Source organism: Sphingomonas sp. DBB INV C78, from assembly GCF_042693015.1.
GTDB lineage: Bacteria > Pseudomonadota > Alphaproteobacteria > Sphingomonadales > Sphingomonadaceae > Sphingomonas_E.
Genome location: NZ_CP170544.1, coordinates 4,740,173 through 4,759,299, shown reverse-complemented (window position 1 = coordinate 4,759,299; position 19,127 = coordinate 4,740,173). Strand labels below are relative to the sequence as shown.

Below are 19,127 nucleotides of genomic sequence, written 5' to 3'. Positions count from 1 at the left end.
GAAGGAATGAAAAATGGCGTTTTCCGTAAACACCAATGTCGGCGCGATGGCAGCTCTCCAGAGCCTCAACGCGACCAACCGCGGCCTGTCGACCGTGCAGAACCGGATCAACACCGGTATGTCGGTCGCCTCGACCAAGGATGACTCGGCCAAGTACACGATCGCCCAGACGCTTCGCGGCGACCTGGGCGGCCTGAAGGCCGTCACCTCCTCGCTCAACAACGCGAAGAGCGTGACCGACACCGCGATTGCCGGTGCAGAGCAGATCTCCGACGTCCTCAACCAGATGAAGTCGAAGGCCTATGAGGCGGCTGATGCCGGTCTCGATGCCGATAGCCGCACGGCGATCGACAAGGACTTCACGGCTCTGAAGGAACAGATCACCACGATCATCGAGGCTTCGGAGTTCAACAACACCAACCTGCTCGACGGCGCCTTCACGGGCACCACGGCGGTTGCGGCTCTCCAGTCGCTCAACGTCGACACCGGCGGCACCACCGACACGCTGAACGTCGCCAACCAGGGTTTCGAAACCTCGGTCACCGCGGCGATCACGACCGGTATTGCTTCGCAGACCGACGCCGAGACGATGGTCGGCACGCTCGACGGCATCATCACCGACGTCAACACCAGCCTCAGCGATCTCGGCGCGGCTTCGCGCAAGATCGACGGCCAGCTGCAGTTCACCAGCAAGCTGTCCGACGTGGTTGAAAGCGGCATCGGCAACTTGGTCGACGCCGATCTGGCGAAGGAATCGGCGCGTCTCCAGGCCCTGCAGGTCCAGCAGCAGCTGGGCGTTCAGGCTCTGGGCATCGCCAACCAGGCGCCGCAGACGATCCTGTCGCTGTTCCGCTAAGGGCTGTGACTGGTTCCACCCCTCCCCTCACCCCCACGGGGTGGAACCGATCGTTCGGGAAGGCCGGGATGTTCGTCATCCCGGCCTTTTCGCGTGGGGCCGCTCCGGCGCTCCCGCTCGGGAAGGCCGTGCCGGCATTAACCCTCTATCCCGCGGGAATGACGATTCATTCCACAGATAAGGGAATTCCCTTAGTTGGTTATCGGGAAGTTATGAATGACAGGCCCTGGCATGCGCACGGCACCACCGAGGCCGCGCCATCGTCTATTTGGGGGGGCGAGGCCAGAAATTCGGATCGAGTTCGAATGAGGTTCTTTTAATGGACGCCTGCGTTGCTGCCGATGTTTCTGCTGTCGCTGTCGTGAACAGAAAACCCGCCCGACAATATCAACTTACACTGATGTTGGCAGTGGATGACGTAACGGCATTATGGAATGCCGCGGCGCGCCGCTGTGCCGAGACGCCGGGCCTGACGCTCGCCGATATCGAGGACATGATCGGCCCGCGGGAAGATCCCTCGGTCGAGGATTGCCTGACCATGCTAACGCTGCCGTCCAGCATTGCCGGCTGCCACATGGTCGATTTCGGCCTGCGCCCGCTGACGTCGATCGACACGGTCACCTCGATCGCCGAACGCCGTTCGAGCTAGACGCACGCTACATCGCTTCAGCAGCAAAAACCCCTCGCCGACATCGCCGGCAAGGGGTGCAGGATCAGAGAGACGGCGCCCGCAGGCGCCGTTTTTCGTATCAGCTCGCCGCGGCGGAAATCGCCACCAGGCCGCTCATCGGCATGCGGATACCGTTCACGCCCAGCAGCACGTTCGCGCCGTCGGTCACCACATCCTTGACGGTGGCGACCGAATTGATCGTGACCGGCATCACCGTGCCGTTGGCATCCACCGCCTTCAGCGACAGCGTATAGGCGCCATCGGCTGCCTTGCTGCCGTCGGCCAGCTTGCCGTCCCATTCGTAGCGCCCCTGCGAGGTCGGATCGATAGTCGTCTCGCTGACCACCTTGCCCGATGAATCCTTGATCGTCGCGGTGATCGCGGTCGGTGTGCCATCGGCATAATAGGTCCAGGTCGCCGGGGCGGAACCCAAGCCGGCGACGGGAGAATCGAACCGCGCCTCGCGGCCGATGAAGTTCGACGCCTGGGCCATGTCCTGCGACGCCAGCCGCGCGACGATCTCCTCGAGCGTGCTGGTCTGCTGGATCGACTGTTCGACCTGCGAATATTGCACGAGCTGCTGGGTATATTCCGACGTATCCATTGGATCGAGCGGGTCCTGGTTCTGCATCTGCGCCGTCAGCAGTTTCAGGAACATGTTGAAATCCGCGCCGATCGTGCTCTTGGCCGCGGTATTGGCGGCGCCGGCGATCGTCTGCGCGACATCGCTGCCATAAACTGTCGTCATGTCGGTTGATCCTTAAGCCATCAGGTCCACGCGGCCGCTCGCGCGGAGCTGCCGGTAAACGGGTTGATCTTCGCCATTGTCCTTGCCGCGGCCGGTCTGGCCGCCGGGATTGCCCCGGCCGTCCGATCCCTGCCACGAACGCTGGCCGGACTGGCCAGCATCCGCACCGCGGCTGTCAAAGCGGAGCGATTGCGAGTCCGCACGCACGCCGGCATCGGCCAGCGCGCGGGTAAGGTCGCCGGCGTCCCGCCGCAGCATATCGAGCGCCGCCGGGCTGTCGGCCGCCATCACGGCCCGTAAGCCCCCATCGCGGTCGAAGGAGAGGCGGACGTCGATCCGCCCCATCTCGGCTGGATCGAGCCGGATCATCACCTCGTCCTTGCCGGCCGAAACGCTGCGCGCAATCGCGACGCCCATCTCGCGGCCGATCTGGCCCGGCTGGGCGGTCACGACATGCTCGACGGGCGCGTGATGCGCGACCGGATAGGGCTGGCCCACGGGGCGCGCCGCGACATTGGGCAGCGCCTGGCTCAGCAGAGGTGAGGGCAGCACATCGGGCGCATCACCCGCCGGGGCCGCACTGGCCATGTCCATGAGAGGAATAGCGTCCGCCGCCTTCTTGATCGCCAGAGCGGGCTGGTCGACGGTGATCTGGGACGCATCGTCCACAGGCGCGTCGTCCGCCGCCGCCATATCATTGGCCGCGATCTGAATCGGTGCCGCAACGGGCTTGTTCGGAGCGGGAGGCACGTTGGCTGTCACCACCGGCGGCGCCGCATCAGCCGGAGCATCACTCTCGTCGGCCGGTGCCGGCGCATCCTCCGCGTCACCATCGACGATGGCAACCGTCACTATGGTTTCATCCGCGGTCGCCGGCGCAACATCGACCGCACCTGCCACGACATTTCCCGCCGGCACGATGGCAGCCGCATCCGCATCGACGATGATTTCGGTCGGCGCAGTCTGCTTGGGGCCAGGCTTGGCGGGCGGCGGCGCGATGGGATCGGGCTCCGGCAGCGGCGCGACGACCGCCCCCTCACCTTCGGCCATCACCGCCTCTTCCGCCGCGATCGGCTGGGTCGCGACCGCCGGCATCTGCGGCATTCGATCCACCGCCATTCCCGGCGTCGGGGTCGGCGCGATCCGGGACGCTGCCGTGGCAGGCGGAGCCGGAGTAGCGATTTCGATCAATCCACCAAATTCTCCGGCTACCACCGTTCCGGCAGCGGTGCCGGCGCTGGCGCCAGTCCCGCCCTCGCTGGTCGTCGTGCCGCCGGCAGGGCGGCCTGGAGTAAGGATGGCAGCAATCGTCGCTATGTTCATTCGGCGCTCCGTGTGGCGCTAAGCCGCGTCATTTCCATCATTATAGGATAAAAGTCGGCGGTCGGGAGGTTCAGCCGATCGTTCCGAGCGTGCGGATGCGCGCGCGGGCGTGGATCTCGTTCTGCGAAAGCACCACGGTCGCCGGCCGCACCCGCTCGATGATCGAGCGCACGAACGGGCGGATCGCCGGGCTCGTCAGCATGCAGGGGATTTCCCCGTCGGAGGCGAGCTTGTCATAGGTCTCGCGGACCGAAGCGATGAAGCCCTGCAGGCTCGACGGCGCCATGGCGAGATGGCGGTCGTCGCCATGGCCGACGATGCTTTCGGTGAACTCGGTGTCCCAGCGCGGCGACAAGGTGACGATCGGGATCGTACCGTCGCGGGTTTGCTGCGCGGAGATCTGCCGCGCCAGCCGGCTGCGGGCATGTTCGGTCATCTGCGTGATATTCTGGGTGAAGGCCGTCGCTTCGGCCACACCCTCCAGGATCGTCGGGATGTCGCGGATCGACACGCCTTCGGACAGCAGATTCTGCAGGATGCGCTGCACGCCCGACACCGAAACCTTGGACGGCACGATATCGGCCACCAGCTTCTCGGATTCCTTATGCACTTCGGTCAGTAGCTTCTGCGCCTCGGTGTAGGACAGGAGATCCGCGATATTGTCCTTCACGATCTCGGTCAGGTGCGTCGTGACGACGGTGCCGCTTGCGACGACGGTGAGGCCGCGGAAGCCCGCTTCGTCGCGCAGGTCGCGGTCGATCCACAGCGCCGGCAGGCCGAACACCGGCTCGCGCGTCTCCTCGCCGGCAATGCCCACCGATCCGCCACCAGGATTGATGACGAGCAATTTGTCGAGCCGGATCTCGCCGCGCGCAGCCTCGGTTTCCTTGACGTAGACGACATATTCATTGGCCTGCAGCGCCATATTGTCGAGGATGCGGACCGCCGGCAGCACGAAGCCGAAATCAATCGCCATCTGGCGGCGGAGCGCGCGAACCTGATCGTCCAGCCGCGGCTCGGCCTGGGAATCGTTGATCAGCGGCAGCAACCCATAGCCAAGTTCGATACGGATCGCATCCATCGCCAGCGTGCGCGTGATCGGCTCCTCGGTCTGCGCGTTCTGCTGCTGCGCAATCGATTCCTCGATCCGCGCGCGGGCGGCCTCCGCCTCGTTGCGCTGGTTCATCTTCCACGCCAGCCAGCCGCACAGCCCGCCCAGCACTGCGAAGGGCAGGAAGGGCATGCCGGGGACCAGGCCGAGCACCAGCATCAGCGCGGCGACCATGCCGAACGCCTTGGGATAGCGGCCGAGCTGATCGCTCAGCGCCGCGCCGGTCTTGCCGGCGACGCCGCCCTTGGAAACCAGCAGACCCGCCGCCGTCGACACGATCAGCGCCGGGATCTGGCTTACCAGGCCATCGCCGACCGTCAGAATCGTATAGGTGTGGAACGCCTCGCCGAACGGCACGCCATGGATGACGACGCCGACGATCAGGCCGACGATGATGTTGATCGCGGTGATCAGCAGCGCGGCGACGGCGTCGCCCTTCACGAACTTCGATGCACCGTCCATCGCGCCATAAAAGCCGCTTTCCGCTTCGATCTCGGCACGGCGTTCGCGCGCCTGCACCTCGGTGATCATGCCGGCCGAAAGATCGGCGTCGATCGCCATCTGCTTGCCCGGCATCGCGTCCAGGCTGAAGCGCGCGCCAACCTCGGCGATGCGGCCCGCACCCTTGGTAATGACGACGAAATTGATGACGATCAGGATGATGAAGATGGTGAGGCCGATCACCGTCTCGCCACCCATCAGGAACTCGCCGAACGCCGCGATCACGCCGCCGGCGGCATGATGCCCTTCATGCCCATGCCCCAGGATCAGCCGCGTCGAGGCGAGGTTGAGGCCCAGTCGCAACATCGTCACGATCAGCAGGATCGTCGGAAAGCTCGAAAGCTGGAGCGGCTTGTCGATGAACAAGGCCGTCATCATGATCAACACCGACGCCGTGATCGACAAAGCGAGCCCGAAATCGAGCAGCCAGCCGGGCATCGGCAGGATCAGCATCGCGATAATCGCGATCACGCCCAGCGCGAGCGCGAGATCGCGCCCCGGCCCGAGCCGCTTCAGGAACTGGTCGATCTGGGTGGGCATGAAAGGCTCCGAAAGCATGGACTAGCTGGCGGGCGCGACCGGGATGCCGTCTTCGATGAAGGTGCGCAGCTTGTTGCGCATCGTCCGGACGGAGATACCGAGGATCGTCGAGGCGGAGGTGCGGTTGCCGCGGCAATGAGCGAGCGTCCGCAGGATCAGCGCGCGCTCCACTTCCGCCACGGTGCGGCCGACCAGCCCGTCGATGCTCGGCAGGCTTTCGGCCGGCGCCGCGCGGTCGCCGCGCAGCCGGGCCAGGATGTCGGGCACGTCGACGGGAACATCGATCATCACCAGATCACCGCGCATCCGCCACAGCCGTTCCAGCGCTTCGCTGCTCGTGCTGCACACCGCGAGCGATGCGCCGGACACACCGGCCATTTCCTTCGCCACGCCAAGCGCGCTGTCGGCATCGCCGACCAGCAGCAGGCGCGCGGGATCGCTTGCACAATCCGGCATCAACGATCCTGCCGAACGATTTCGGTGAGGGTAACGCCAAGCGCGCTGTCGATCAGCACGACTTCGCCGCGCGCGATCAGGCGGTTGTTGACGAAGATGTCGACCGGCTCGCCGACGCGGCGATCAAGCTCCACCACCGCACCCTGCTTCAGCCGCAGCAGTTCGCCAATGTCCATCCGCGATCGGCCGAGCACCGCCTGCACCTTGACCGGCACGTCGAACACCGCATGCAGATCGTCGGGCGTGGCCGGGCCGGTCGGGCGTTCATAATTCCAATCTTCCGCCTGGCCGCCGGCGTCATCGCCTTCGCCGCCGAACTGCGTGGGCGCAAGCAACCGGGCTTCGGCGTCGTTGGTCATCAGATCATCCTTCATGCGTTCATCCATTGGCGGATTACCGAGGCAGCCTCGGCCGGGTTGCTGGCGACGGCGTCACCGATGCGGCGCAGCGCCGAGAGTTTGATGCGGCCGTCGACCTGGGCCAGCGCGATCTCCTGATCGAGCAGCGGCACGTCGGGGTCGCCCTCGCGCATCGCTTCAAGCTGACGCATCGCCTCTTCGTCGCCGTCGGCGGCGCGGGTGGCGAGGTCGAGCATTTCGGGCGTCTGCGCGGTCAGTTGCTCGGGCACCGCTTCGTTCGCGGGCAAGGGGGTGACGATCCTGGGGCGCAGCATTCGCACCGCGACCAGCGCCACGCCGGCGATCACCAATATCTTCAACAGGCCGATCAGATGGTCGGTGGTGATGCCGAAGGGCAGCGCGCTTTCGGTCGCGTCGGCGTCGGTCGGCGTGGCAAAGGCCATGCTCTCCACGACCACGCTGTCGCCACGCTCGGCATCGAAGCCGACCGTATTCTCGACCAGCCGGGTCAGCCGCTGGATCTGCGGCTGCGGCAGGCCATTGGGGCCGCCATCGACCATCACGGCCACCGTCAGCCGGTTGATCTTGCCCGGCGTGCGCACACTCACCGTCTGGGTACGGCTGTTCTGGAAGGTGATGTCTTCGGAGGATTCGTTGCGGGCCGAACGGCGGGTCTCGCCACCATTGCCGGTGATCGCACCCTCATTCTCGGGCAACTGGGTGCCGACTGTGACGCCTTCCGCACCGGCCGCGCTCTCGTCATTCTGGTCGTTCGATTCCACCGTCACCTGATGCGCGATGACCTGCTTGTCGGGATCGAACGTCTCGGCTTCCTCGCGCATCTGATCGCGATCGAGCATCGCGGAAACCTCGGCGCGAACCTTGCCCGCACCGACGATCGGCTCGATCATCGCCTCGATCTGCGAACGCAGCCGCGCTTCCACCGCCGCCTGGCGTTCCTCGATCTCGGACGATCCGGCGCCGCCGCCTTCGCCGGCACGGGCCAGCAGCGCGCCCGACTGGTCGACGATCGATACGCTTTCGGGCGCAAGTTCGGGAACCGAGGAGGAGACGAGGTAGCGGATCGCCTGCACCGTCTCGCCGGTCAGCCGGCCGTTGGTCTTGACCGTCACCGCTGCCGTCGCCTTGCGCGGTTCGGCCGCGAACATCGCGCGTTCCGGCATGACGATATGGACGCGCGCCTTCGACACCCGTTCGAGGCTTTCGATCGATCGGGACAGTTCGCCTTCGATCGCGCGCGTCTCGTTCATCTTGGCGCGGGAGGAGGAGACGCCGAACGGCTCCTCGGCATCTAGCACGTCATAGCCGATCTTGCCGCCCAGCCGTTCGGAGGCCATCGCCATCCGTAGTTCGGCGAGCTTTTCGACCGGCGCCATCACCGAAGTGCCGTCAGGCGAAAGCTGGAAGGGAACGCCCTGCGCGTTCAGTTTCTCGGTGATCGTCTGCGCCGCCGCCGGATCGAGATCGGTGTAAAGATACCCCATCTCCGCCGATGGGCTGCGCATCGCGAGAGCACCGAGCCCGAGAAGCAGGACAAGCGCTACGCCGCCCATCATCATCAGGCGGCGCGGCCCAAGCTGCGCGATCAGATTCCGCATTCCGTCCAAGGCAGGCCTCGTGTTTCGAAAAACAAAGGCCCCTGCCCTTGCACCTCCATTATAGGAGGATATCGACTAGGCAAGACTTGCCGGGCGAGAATATCTTACGCTTCAGCCCCATTATTCAGAAGCGGCCCGATTTCGGCCAGAACGGCGGCGCGACGCGCCTCGGCATCGACGCCAAGGCCACCCTCATCCCAGAAAATCTGGGCGTCACCCGGTGCCATGTCCGCATCTTCCAGCACGACGAGCGCGAGCTTGCGGCGCTCCTGGCTGCGGCGCTTGGCGATGAGTTCCTCCATATCCGCCGCCAGCGACGGATGGACGCGGATGCCGATCTGCGTCCCGCGCGTGACCTGCTGGAGCACGCGGCCCAATGCCTCGTCGATTGCACGCTCAGGCGCACGCGCAACCGCATGGCCAGCGAGGACATCGGCCGCCATGTAAGCGAGGTCCGCCGCGTCGCGCATCATCGTCTCGGCGGTCGATGCCAGCCGCGCATCGACATCGTCAAGCGCGGCGTGCAGCGCATCGGTCGCCGCCAGCAGCGCGGTGTCGCGCTCGGCCCGCGCCTGCATTAGCCCCGCTTCATATCCTTCGGCGCGGATGCGCAGGATCTCGACGGCATGAACCTCTCTCAAAGCCGCGATCTGCGCCTCAAGGTCGGCAATCTGCTGGTGAAGTTCGCCATTGTTCGTCTTCGGCGGCGGCTCTCCCGCCGCAAATCGAAACACGCGATCGAACCCGAACGGCTTCACGTTGATGGCAGCCTCCATCATCAAACCTCAGCCCCCTTCATCTTCATCCGGCGATCAATAGATCATCGCGTCATTGCTCTTCGGATCGACGAGCATGATCTCGCCCCGATCGCCGAGCGACTTGGCAAGCCGGACGAGATTGGCCTGCGCCTCTTCGCATTCGCGCGCACGCACCGGCCCCATCGCGGCCATGTCGTCGCGCATCAGCTTGGCGGCGCGCTCGGTCATGCCGGCGAAGAACATCTGCTTCATCTCTTCGGGCGCACCCTTCAGCGCCAGCGCCAGCTCGCGCTTGGCGCAGTTGCGGACGATCGTCTGGATCGCCGCCGGCAACAGGTTCGCCAGATCCTCGAAGGTGAACATCAGTGCGCGGATGCGCTCCGCGGATTCCGGCGCCTTCTCGTCAAGCGCGGTCAGCATCGCTTCCTCGGTCGAACGGTCGAGCGCGTTGAACACCTCGGCCATCGTCTCGTGCGGATCGCGGCGCTGCGCGCGCGAAAGATTGCTCATGAACTCGCTCTTCAGCGTCTGTTCGACCTGCAGGATCACGTCCTTCTGCACGGTATCCATGCGCAGCATCCGCATCACGACATCGGTCGCCAGTTCCTGCGGCAGTTCCGCCAGCACGCGCGCGGCATGATCGGATCGGAGCTTGTGGAGGATCACCGCCACCGTCTGCGGATATTCATTCTTCAGATACCCGGCGAGCACGGTTTCGCTGACGTTGGAAAGCTTGTCCCACATCGTCCGGCCGGAAGGCCCGCGAATATCCTCCATGATCTCCTTCACGCGCTCGGGCGGAAGGATGCCGTCGAGCAGCCGCTCGGTCGTCTCGAACGAGCCATGGAAAGTGGCCATGCTCGAAACCTCGCCCGAAAACTGGACGAGCAGATGTTCGACCACGACGGAAGGCACCCGGCCAAGCTGGGCGATGCAGGACGACAATTCCTTGATCTCGTCGGTCGTCAACTGATCCCAGATCGGCGCGCCATGATCCTTGCCGAGCGCCAGCATCAGCGCACCGGCGCGCTGCAGGCCCGAATATTTCTTCAGCTCGGGCGGTTCGCCGACCGGCACCATCACGCTCATGCACTGCTCCCAAAAAAATGGCGCGTTTGCGGCCAAGGAGGCCCTGTTCCCTCTATCTTATAGGAGAAGGCGGGGTGAGCCGGCTCGCGGAGGTGAATTTGACGATAAATTTCAACAACGGCCTGATCGGCTTGAGCATGCTCACCGGCAGCAACAGCTTCTTGACCAGCGGCATCGACACGACGTTCGAAAGCGCCGCCGTCCGCGTGGCCAAACTGGCCTTCACAACCCCGGAAACCACGCCGCCCTGGAAGGAGGCCCCCTCCACCGATCCGGTTTCCTCGCAGATCGCCACGATCAAGCGGCTGAAGTCGATCATCGACAAGTCGGCCAGCGACGAGATCAGCGACCTGCCCGATATCCAGACCGCCTTCACCAGCTACAAGGCGCTCGACAAGCTTCGCCTGCTGGCGGAAAGCGCCGCGAAGAAGACCACGTCATCCAGCGAGCGCAAATCGCTGGAGGCGGCGTTTGCCAAGGGCCTCGCCGATCTCCAGACCTATCTGGGCCAGGCGCCGACCGACAAGGTCGCACTATCCTTCGGCTTGCCCGCCCGCACCGCGCAAAGTGTCGGCATGGCCGCCGGCTCGTCGAACAACAAGACGGTCGCCACCGGCGTCGTCACCGCCCGCGATGCCGCCATCCCCGGCCTCACCGGCAATGAAGTGCTGAAGATCGAGCTGACCCGCGGTTCGATCAAGGATACCGTCACCGTCGATCTGTCGCAGGGCACGCAACCGCCGACGCTCGATTCCGTGACAGCGCAGCTCAACGCCGCGATCACCTCCGTGCCGATGCTCGACGTGAACGGCGATCCCGTCACCGATGCCGGCGGCAATGTCTTGCCGCGCTGGCAGACCCGCTTCGCCGTCGAGAAGAATGACGGAAAATGGGGCCTGGTGATGAAGTCGGCGGGCACCGAAAAGCTCGCGCTCGATCAGGTCAATGCCGGCGATGCGTTGATGGTCGTCAGCGGACAGACCGCGCTCGATGCGCCGTCCACCGCCCAGATCCTGCGCTTCGACGATCCTACCGGCGCGCTCGACCGCAACATTATCGGCTCGATCGCCGCGATCGATCGCACCGCGACCGAACAGGCGCAGCTCACGGCGAAGCCTTCAACCGACAAGGACGCCGCCCCCGTCCAGGTCTTCGCCGCCACCACCGCCCGCGCCATCGCCACCGATGCGCAGGGCTTCAGCTATGTCGTCGGCACCACCGCGGGCGATCTCGGTGCCAATCTCTCCGATGGCGGCAATGACCTGTTCCTCACCAAGCTCGACAGCGAGGGCAAGGTCGTCTGGCAACGCACTCTGGGCGTCGCCGGCGAAGCGGAAGGGGCCGCGGTCAGCATCGCCGCCAATGGCGATGTCGTCGTCGCCGGCACGGTGAAGGGGCCGTTCAACGGCAGTCTCGGCACCGACAGCGACATGCTCGTCGCCAAATTCGATGCCAATGGCGACGAGAAATTCTCCACCTCGGTACGCCAGCTCGGCAACGACACCGCCAACGCCGTCACCGTTGGCGCCGACGGGTCGGTCTATGTCGGCGGCAAGTCCGCGACCGGCGGCGGCGATGCCTTCGTCGCGCGGCTCGATACCAATGGCAAGTTGCAGGAACGCCGCACGATCGACAGTGGCGGCAGCGACAGCGTCGCGGCGCTCGCCATCGACAGCTCGGGCGAATTGCTCGCCCTCACCCGCGAAAATGGCGTGGCCACGCTCCGCCGTCTCGATGCGTCGGCACTCTCGTCCGATCTCGGCTCGATCGCACTGGGCAGCGCCGATGCGCGCGCCATCGCGGTTTCCGCCACCGGCGAGATCGCCGTGGTCGGTGCGACCCAGGCTGCCCTTTCTGGCACGCAGGTGAATGGCCTCAGCGGCGGGCGCGACGGCTTCGTCACCCGTATCGACAGCGCACTCTCGGGTGCCAGCACCACCTATATCGGCTCGGCCGACAGTGACGAGGTGGACAGCGTCACCTTCATGGGTGGCGCGCTCTATATCGGCGGCCGCACCACCGGCGCGATCGGCGCCGCTCGCGTCGGCGCGACCGACGGTTTCGTCAGCCGCATCGACACCGCCACCGGCGCGATCGAGAACACCTCGCAATTCGGCCGCCCGACCCATCGGACCGAGCCGGTGCGGATCGCGGCCGCCACCGGCGGCGCCAGCGTGCTCGGCGCGCTCGGCCTGCGCCGTGGCACGGTGAACGTCACCGAATCCACGTCGCTGACAGCGCAGACCAGCCTCCGCGCCGGTGACGAGTTCAGTATCAGCGTAGCCGGCGGCCGGGTGAAGAAGATCACCATCGCCGCCAACGAAACGCTGACCACCCTCGCCGACAAGATCCGCAAGATCACCGGCGCCAATGCCGCGATCACCACGCCCAAGATCAACGGCAAGGCCACGCTCCGGATCAACGCCAAGGAAGGCTATGCGATCGAACTGATCGCGGGAGTCGACGGCAAGGATGCGCTGGCGAAGCTCGGCATGGAGCCGGCCCGCCTGTCCGTCCCCACGCCGGCCGGGCCAAAGGATCCCAAGGTGCGGCCCGGCGGCAATTTCGGCCTCGCGCTCGACGATGCCCTCAACCTCAACACCGCAGCGAGCGCGTCGGTCGCGCTCGAGAAGATCAAGTCGGCGCTGTCGATGACGCAAACCGCCTATCGCTCGCTCTATTGGGATACGGGCAAAGCCAATTTGGTCGATGGCGCCACCGGCAACGGCTCAGCCTATCAACAGGCCCAACTCGCCAACTATCAGGCCGCACTCGATCGCCTGACCACCGGCAGCTGAGGAATTCCATCATGGCCACCACTCCACCGCTCCTGACCGGCATCGGCCTGTCGATGAAGCATCTCTCCGAACGCCAGCGCGTAATTTCGGAAAATATCGCCAATAGCGAAACCCCGCGCTTCAAGGCGCGCGAGGTCAAGGCGCCCGATTTCTCGGCACTGCTCGCGGCGCAGGGCACTGCCGCCGGCGCGCCGCGCGTCGCTCGCCCCCGCATTCAGATCACCAGCGGCATGGTCGCGCTCGGCGCCAGTCCACCGCAGGCCGGCGGCAATGTCGTGATGGACAAGGACACCAGCGAAACCAAGCCCGACGGCAATAACGTCACGCTGGAAGAACAATTGCTCAAGATGGGCGAGGTGCAGGCCGACTTCGCGGCGATGACCAATCTTTATCGCAAGCAGATCGGCCTGCTGAAAGCCGCCATCGGCCGCAACTGACGATCCGGTGTGACGCAATAATATTGCCGCAGATCATTTCGGAACATTGCCGAATTTTTGCCGGTTCCGACCTGCTCACCTGCAGCTCATCTATAATGAACGGGTGCCGCTTTTGCCGATGACCGGGCTGGATACACAGTCGGGCGGGGCTGCGGGCAGGAAGGGGAGCGGATGACCGTCCGGCCCCGAAGCAGGGGAACCCTCATGCATGCAATGTTCAACCGGATGGCCATCGCCGGTAAGTTGATGTCGGTGGCGGGTCTGTCGATCGGCCTTTTGCTGATCGTCGGATTCTCGGTCGTCATCTTCCAATCGAATGCGGTCGTGGACACGCTTTCGCGCGACGCGACGACGGCACAGGCGGATTCCGAAACCAACGCCCTCGAAACCGATATCACCGCGATCGAGGCGGCGGCGCAGTCGATGGCCGCTTCGCTCACGGCCCTCCATCAGTCGGGCAATCGCGACCGCAATCTCGCGATGTCGGTGCTCAAGCCCAACGTCAATGCGTCGCCGATGGTGCTCGGCAGTTGGTTCTTCGCCGAACCCAACGGCTATGACGGCCAGGATGCCAATATGACGGCCCATTCGGGCTCGCGCGCCGATGGCGCCTTCATGCCTTACTGGATCAAGCAGGACGGCGGCGTCGCGATGCAGCCCAATACCGAGACGGGCGTCTATTCGGCCGACTATTACAAGCTCGCGCATGACAGCGGTCGCGGCGCGATCACCGAACCCTATCCCTATCAGGTCGGCGGCAAGACGATCACGATGACGTCGGTCGCCTTCCCGGTGAAGGCTGGCGGGAAGGTCATCGGCGTCGCCGGGCTCGACATCGCGCTCGATGACATATCGGAACGCCTGGCAGCGCTGAAACCGTTCGGAACGGGCAAGGTGATGCTGCTTTCGGGCAATGGCTTGTGGGTTGCGCATCACGATCCGGCGCTCCGCATGAAGCCCTATGCCGATACCGGGCTCGATCGCGTGAAGGCCGCCATCGCCAGCGGCAAGACGGATACCCTCGACAATATCGAGATCGACGGCGTGGCCGTTGAACGGACAATCCGGCCGATCAAGTTCAAGGGCCTCGATGCCACCTGGGCGCTCGTGCTCGACGTGCCTGAAGCGACGATCAGCGCGCCTGCGCGCAGTCTTGCGTGGCAGCTCATTGTCGGCGGCATCCTGATTGTCGGCGCATCGCTCGCGGGACTTTTCTACGCCGCACGTTCGATCATCGGTCGGCCGATGGCTGCGCTCAGCGGAACCGTCGATCGGCTCGCCAAGGGCGAAAATCTCGCCGTGCCGGAAACGGACCGGCATGACGAGATTGGCACGATGGCCCGCGCGGCCGACGTGTTCCGCCAGGCTGCGGCCGATCGCGCCGCCGCCGACGCCCGCTCGGCGCAGGAGCAGAAGCTGATCACCTCCGCGATCGGCGAAGGGCTCTCCGCCCTCACCGATGGCGACCTCACGACCGAGATCCGCGCGGACTTCCCCGGTGCCTACGCCGTGCTCAAGACCAACTTCAACGAAGCGGTCACGGGCCTGCGCCAGATGATCGGCACCGTCACCGACAGCGCCACTGCCATCCGCACCGGATCGCAGGAAATCGCCCAGGCGTCGGAAGATCTTGCCCGTCGCACGGAAGCCAATGCCGCGAGCCTGGAGGAAACCTCCGCCGCGCTCGTGCAGATCGACGATCGCCTGAAGGCGAGCGCCGTAAACGCGTCCAAGACGGTCGAGCGTGCCGACGAGGCGATCTCGACGGTCAGCGGCGGCCGCTCCGTCGCCGATGAGGCGGTGCAGGCGATGGACCGCGTCCGCGGCAGCGCCAAGGGCATCGACGAGGTGATCGAGGGCGTCGACAAGATCGCCTTCCAGACCCGCGTCCTCGCCATGAACGCGGCGGTGGAAGCGGGTCGTGCGGGTGAAGCGGGCCGCGGCTTCGCGGTCGTCGCCGATCTCGTCAGCGCGCTCGCTATGCGCGCCGAGGAGGAAGCCAAGAAGGCGCGCGATCAGCTCACCCTGACGCAGACCGACATCGGCACCGCGGTCGAGGCCGTCCAGCGCGTCGACAATGCGCTCGCCAGCATCGCCGACGGCGTGGGCGAAGTGCATTCGCTGCTCGGTGAGATGGCGCGCGACAACCAGGCGCAATCCTCCGCGATCACGCAGATCAGCGTCGCGGTGGGCACGATGGACCAGGCGACGCAGCAGAATGCGGCGATGGTCGAAGAAACCTCGGCCGCTGCGCGCAACCTCAACAGCGAAGTGGCATCATTGACCGAGCAGGCCGCGCAGTTCCGCACCGATGCCGGCCAGCCCGTCGCGGCTGCGGCCCGTTCGGAACGGCTCGCCGCCTGATAGGATCGGGCCTCATCGCCGGCGCGAGCCGGGGGTGAGGCCCATCATCCCATCAATGCTTATGGTCGCCGTCACGGGATGGCGGCTCGGCGAGGTTGGCATAGACCGTCGCCACGAAATCGTCGGGCTTGATGAAGTCGCCCGGCTTCGCCGGCCATTCGCGCGTCGGCTTGCTCGCCTGGATCTGGGCGAGCGTCTGCCCCGCCTTCCGCCCCGCCGCGACACGATCCATGATCGTCTTCAGCATGTCGCGATAGGCGATCATGTCGTCACGGGTGGCCATTTCGCCATGCCCCGGAATGACCTTGGTATTGGCATCCGCCATCGCGATCGCCTTGTCCACGCCTGCGATCATGCCCTGGATGCTGCCGCCCGATCCCACGTCGATGAAGGGCAATCCATAGCGCACGAACACGTCGCCGCCGTGGAGGACGTTCGCCTTCTGCCACTTCACCAGCGCGTCGCCATCGGTGTGGGCATGTTCGACATGCACCACGCTCAACGTGTCGCCGTTGAGGTGCAGCGCGACGCCTTCGGCGAAGGTGACGACCGGCAGTGCGCCCGCTGGTGACGCCGGCACGCGTTCGTTGAACTGCTTCATAAACTGTTCGGTCGACATCCGCGCGCGGACATTGTCGTGCGCGACGATAACGGCGCCCGCCTTGCCGAGATTCTCGTTCCCGCCGGTATGGTCGCCATGCCAGTGCGTGTTGATGACGAAGCGGACGGGCTTCGCGCCCAACCCGTTCACCGCCTGATTGATCTTGTCGGTCAGCGGGGCGAACTGGTCGTCTATCAGCACCGTGCCGTCCGCCCCATGGCTGACGCCGATATTGCCGCCTGCGCCGAACAGCACGGCGACACCCGGCGCCAGCGTGACCGATCGGATATTCACCTTGGCGGGATCGACCGGTTGTGCGGCCACCGCGGTCGACATCAGCAATGTCAGGCCCGTCACGATAAAGCGCATGATCGCCCTCCCCTATTTCCGGGGAATGTCGATCAATCAGGCGGTTGAGGCAAGCCTGTGACGGCTTGCCTCACTCCGTTCAGAACTTCGCGGAAAGCTCGATCCCATAGGTACGGCCGCGATCATAGATGGCGGTGAGGCCGATCACCGGTGCGCCGAACGGATAATAACGCTCGTTGAACAGATTCTGGCCGTAGAAGGACAGATCGAAACTGCCGCCGCCAATTTCCAGCGATGAGATACCGATGCGGCCATCGACCAGCCAATAGGCCTTGGTGACGGCGAGATCCGCCAGCACCGGGTCCGCTGGCAGCGGGTTGACGATGTTCGAATCTGACCGCCAGCGCGCATCGATCCGCGCGAAGGGCGTGCCGCCGTTGCTGCCGATCTCCGGCAGGTCGACCTGCGCCGAAAGCCGGGTCGTCCAGTTCGACAGATAGGCCGGCTTCGCGATGTCGGCGATATCCACCCCGTTGAGGACGAATTCCTTATATTTGAAATCCGAATAGCCGACATTGCCGCTCAAGGTCAGCCAGTCGGTCGGCCTGGCATCCACCTCCAGCTCGAAACCCGGGATCTCGGCCTTGCCGGCATTGTTGAACGCCTGCACGCCGTTGACGAAATTGTTGACCTGCAGATCCTTATAATCGTTGAAATAGGCCGCGAAATTGGCGCGCACGCGGTTGTTCAGGAACTGCGATTTGATGCCGATCTCGTAGGAGGTCAGCGATTCCGGGTCATAAGGGATCGCGTTCATGATCCCGCCCGCGACATAGGCCGTGGAAATCTTGGCGTAGGCGGTGATGTCCGAATTGGGCTTCCAGGTCAGGATGCCCGCATAGTTCACGCGGCTGTAATCGCTCTTATAGGTGCCGGGTTTGAGCATGCCGCCCTGCGCGCCCGAAACAGCGATGAGCTGCGTCTCGCGATCGTCGATGGTGAAGCGGATGCCGCCCGTCAGGTCGATCTGGTCATTGATGTGCCAGGTGCCCTGGCCATACATCGCCATGGAATCGTTGATGGCGACGGTGCGGGTGGTGCCGCTGCCGAACGCGGCGTCGATGGGCGTGGTGATGACGACGCCATTGGCGATCGGCTGGAAGATGCCGAGCACGTCCACCGCGGGCGACTTTTCGTGGAAGTAGAAGACACCGGCGACAAGGTCCCACGCGTCCTGCGTGACGGTGAACTGCACTTCCTGGGTGAACTGCTTCTGGCTGGTCGATCGCGCCGTCAGCAGCGAATAGAAATAGTCGTTTGGCCCCGGCTGGTTGGCGGGGTTGAACACCTGGCCGATCTGGCCCGGCGTGATCAGGCCGAAGAACTGCGGCAGCGTGAATTTCAGCCCGCCGCTCGCCGCCAGATCATAGACCACCGGCTTCTGCGTGAACTTGCGATAGGCGGTGATGCTCTTGACCGAGATGATGTCGCCGGGGTCCCAATTGATCGTCAGGCTGTGGCCCTGGATCTTCATATGATCGGTGCTGGTGCCGGCCGCGAGCGCGTCGAACCGTTCAGTGCCGAGATTGGTGATGCCCCCGGTCAGCCCCTGGAAACCCAGGATGGCGCGCTGCAAATTGCCGGCGCTGCCCGGCAGCGGCCCGAAAAGCTGGGCGCCACGGCCCACCGTGCGGGAATCGGTGTAGTCGTACCGATAGTCGATGGTGAGCGCGTCGCTCGCGTCGATCCGCGCGGCGACCTGCACCGCATCGACATTACGGCCACCCAGCTTGTCCGCCATCTTCAGCGTGCCGAAATCGGGCGCGCGCGGCGTGAAATCGAGTGTGGTGCCGCCGATCAGATTGTCGACATCGCCCTCGATCTCGTCATGCAGATAAGCGATCTTGAGGCTGAGCGGCCCGAGCGCTGGCAGGTCGAGCACGGTGCGCGATCGGAACGCATCGAAATTGCCGTAGGACATGGTTTGCTTCAGCCCGAACTCGCCGGTCGGGGTGGCGGTGATCAGGCTCAGCGCGCCGCCCGTCGCATTGCGGCCAAACAGAGTGCCCTGCGGCCCGCGCAGCACCTCCACCCGCTCGATATCCGCCAGATCGAAGATCGCGCCGACTGAACGGCCGACATAGACGCCGTCCAGATAGATGCCGACCTTGGGATCGACCGAGTTGGTCGACGTGCCGGACGATATGCCGCGGATGCTGATCAGCGGGATCGATTGCTGCCCCTGTGCCGTCACCTGCAGGCTGGGCGCGAGGCCGGAAAGGTTGCGGATATTGGCGACGCGCAGCGCGGCCAGCGTCTCGCTGCCCACCGCGGTGACGGCCACCGGCACGCTCTGCAGGCTTTCCTCGCGGCGCTGCGCGGTGACGACGATGTCCTCAAGGCCACCATCCGCTGCCCCCTCTACCGCGGGTGCCGCCGCTGCCGAAACAGCCGTCGCCTCCGCAGCCAGCGCCGGTGTTGTGGCGAGCGCAGTGCCCGCCGCAAGCGCAATCAGATAGGTCTTGGTCATTCGTCTCTCTCCCTGGGATGCGCCCGCCCTGTCGGTTCGGCCGGTGCGCGGTTTCACG

15 protein-coding genes are annotated in these 19,127 nt (G+C 65.1%); 5 read left to right on the top strand and 10 right to left on the bottom strand.

Translation table 11 applies throughout. The annotated features are described in order from the left end of the window. Positions 1 to 13 precede the first annotated feature (13 nt). Entirely contained in the window at positions 14 to 856 is an 843-nt protein-coding gene (locus ACFB49_RS22740) for a flagellin (RefSeq protein ID WP_380874009.1), read from the top strand. A gap of 409 nt (positions 857 to 1,265) precedes the next feature. Continuing rightward, positions 1,266 to 1,505 carry a hypothetical protein gene (locus tag ACFB49_RS22735; protein ID WP_380874008.1) on the top strand — a complete coding sequence of 80 codons (240 nt, stop codon included), beginning with the start codon at positions 1,266 to 1,268 and terminating at the stop codon, positions 1,503 to 1,505. A 100-nt stretch (positions 1,506 to 1,605) separates the two neighbouring features. On the opposite strand, the gene ACFB49_RS22730 is transcribed toward ACFB49_RS22735, so the two are convergent. From ACFB49_RS22730 to ACFB49_RS22695, 8 genes are all read right to left on the bottom strand, one after another. Further along, positions 1,606 to 2,274: a flagellar hook assembly protein FlgD gene (locus ACFB49_RS22730; RefSeq protein WP_380874007.1), complete on the bottom strand. Its 669-nt coding sequence runs from the start codon at positions 2,272 to 2,274 to the stop codon at positions 1,606 to 1,608. 12 nt (positions 2,275 to 2,286) lie between these two features. Further along, the gene (locus ACFB49_RS22725) at positions 2,287 to 3,597 is read right to left on the bottom strand and encodes a flagellar hook-length control protein FliK (RefSeq protein ID WP_380874005.1); all 1,311 of its coding nucleotides are present in this window, start codon (positions 3,595 to 3,597) and stop codon (positions 2,287 to 2,289) included. Positions 3,598 to 3,667: 70 nt separating this feature from the next. After that, the gene (gene flhA / locus ACFB49_RS22720) at positions 3,668 to 5,749 is read right to left on the bottom strand and encodes a flagellar biosynthesis protein FlhA (RefSeq protein WP_380874004.1); all 2,082 of its coding nucleotides are present in this window, start codon (positions 5,747 to 5,749) and stop codon (positions 3,668 to 3,670) included. Positions 5,750 to 5,770: 21 nt separating this feature from the next. Next, the gene (locus tag ACFB49_RS22715) at positions 5,771 to 6,205 is read right to left on the bottom strand and encodes a helix-turn-helix domain-containing protein (protein ID WP_380874003.1); all 435 of its coding nucleotides are present in this window, start codon (positions 6,203 to 6,205) and stop codon (positions 5,771 to 5,773) included. Next, a complete protein-coding gene (fliN, locus tag ACFB49_RS22710) occupies positions 6,205 to 6,579 on the bottom strand; it encodes a flagellar motor switch protein FliN (RefSeq protein ID WP_380874002.1) in 375 nt (124 codons plus the stop codon). Before fliN ends, ACFB49_RS22715 begins: the two co-directional genes overlap by 1 nt. Beyond that, positions 6,576 to 8,183, bottom strand: a complete 1,608-nt coding sequence (fliF, locus tag ACFB49_RS22705) for a flagellar basal-body MS-ring/collar protein FliF (RefSeq protein WP_380880086.1) — start codon at positions 8,181 to 8,183, stop codon at positions 6,576 to 6,578. Before fliF ends, fliN begins: the two co-directional genes overlap by 4 nt. Before the next feature lie 104 nt (positions 8,184 to 8,287). Then, positions 8,288 to 8,962, bottom strand: a complete 675-nt coding sequence (locus ACFB49_RS22700) for a flagellar assembly protein H (protein WP_380874001.1) — start codon at positions 8,960 to 8,962, stop codon at positions 8,288 to 8,290. Positions 8,963 to 8,995: 33 nt separating this feature from the next. Further along, positions 8,996 to 10,030 (bottom strand): flagellar motor switch protein FliG, encoded by a 1,035-nt coding sequence (locus ACFB49_RS22695; RefSeq protein WP_380873999.1) that lies wholly within the window; start codon positions 10,028 to 10,030, stop codon positions 8,996 to 8,998. A 74-nt stretch (positions 10,031 to 10,104) separates the two neighbouring features. Here ACFB49_RS22695 and ACFB49_RS22690 point away from each other — a divergent pair, with 74 nt between their 5' ends. The 3 genes from ACFB49_RS22690 to ACFB49_RS22680 all read left to right on the top strand — a co-directional run bounded on the left by ACFB49_RS22690 (position 10,105) and on the right by ACFB49_RS22680 (position 15,629). Next, on the top strand, positions 10,105 to 12,828 hold the full coding sequence (locus ACFB49_RS22690) for a hypothetical protein (protein WP_380873998.1): 2,724 nt from the start codon (positions 10,105 to 10,107) through the stop codon (positions 12,826 to 12,828). Between the two features lie 11 nt (positions 12,829 to 12,839). After that, on the top strand, positions 12,840 to 13,265 hold the full coding sequence (locus tag ACFB49_RS22685) for a flagellar biosynthesis protein FlgB (RefSeq protein ID WP_380873996.1): 426 nt from the start codon (positions 12,840 to 12,842) through the stop codon (positions 13,263 to 13,265). Positions 13,266 to 13,469: 204 nt separating this feature from the next. After that, positions 13,470 to 15,629, top strand: coding sequence for a methyl-accepting chemotaxis protein (locus tag ACFB49_RS22680; protein WP_380873995.1), 2,160 nt, complete (start codon positions 13,470 to 13,472; stop codon positions 15,627 to 15,629). 52 nt (positions 15,630 to 15,681) lie between these two features. On the opposite strand, the gene ACFB49_RS22675 is transcribed toward ACFB49_RS22680, so the two are convergent. Further along, entirely contained in the window at positions 15,682 to 16,599 is a 918-nt protein-coding gene (locus tag ACFB49_RS22675; RefSeq protein ID WP_380873993.1) for an MBL fold metallo-hydrolase, read from the bottom strand. Between the two features lie 79 nt (positions 16,600 to 16,678). Continuing rightward, complete coding sequence (locus ACFB49_RS22670; protein WP_380873991.1) at positions 16,679 to 19,069, bottom strand: TonB-dependent receptor; 2,391 nt, start codon at positions 19,067 to 19,069, stop codon at positions 16,679 to 16,681. Between the last annotated feature and the right edge of the window lie 58 nt (positions 19,070 to 19,127).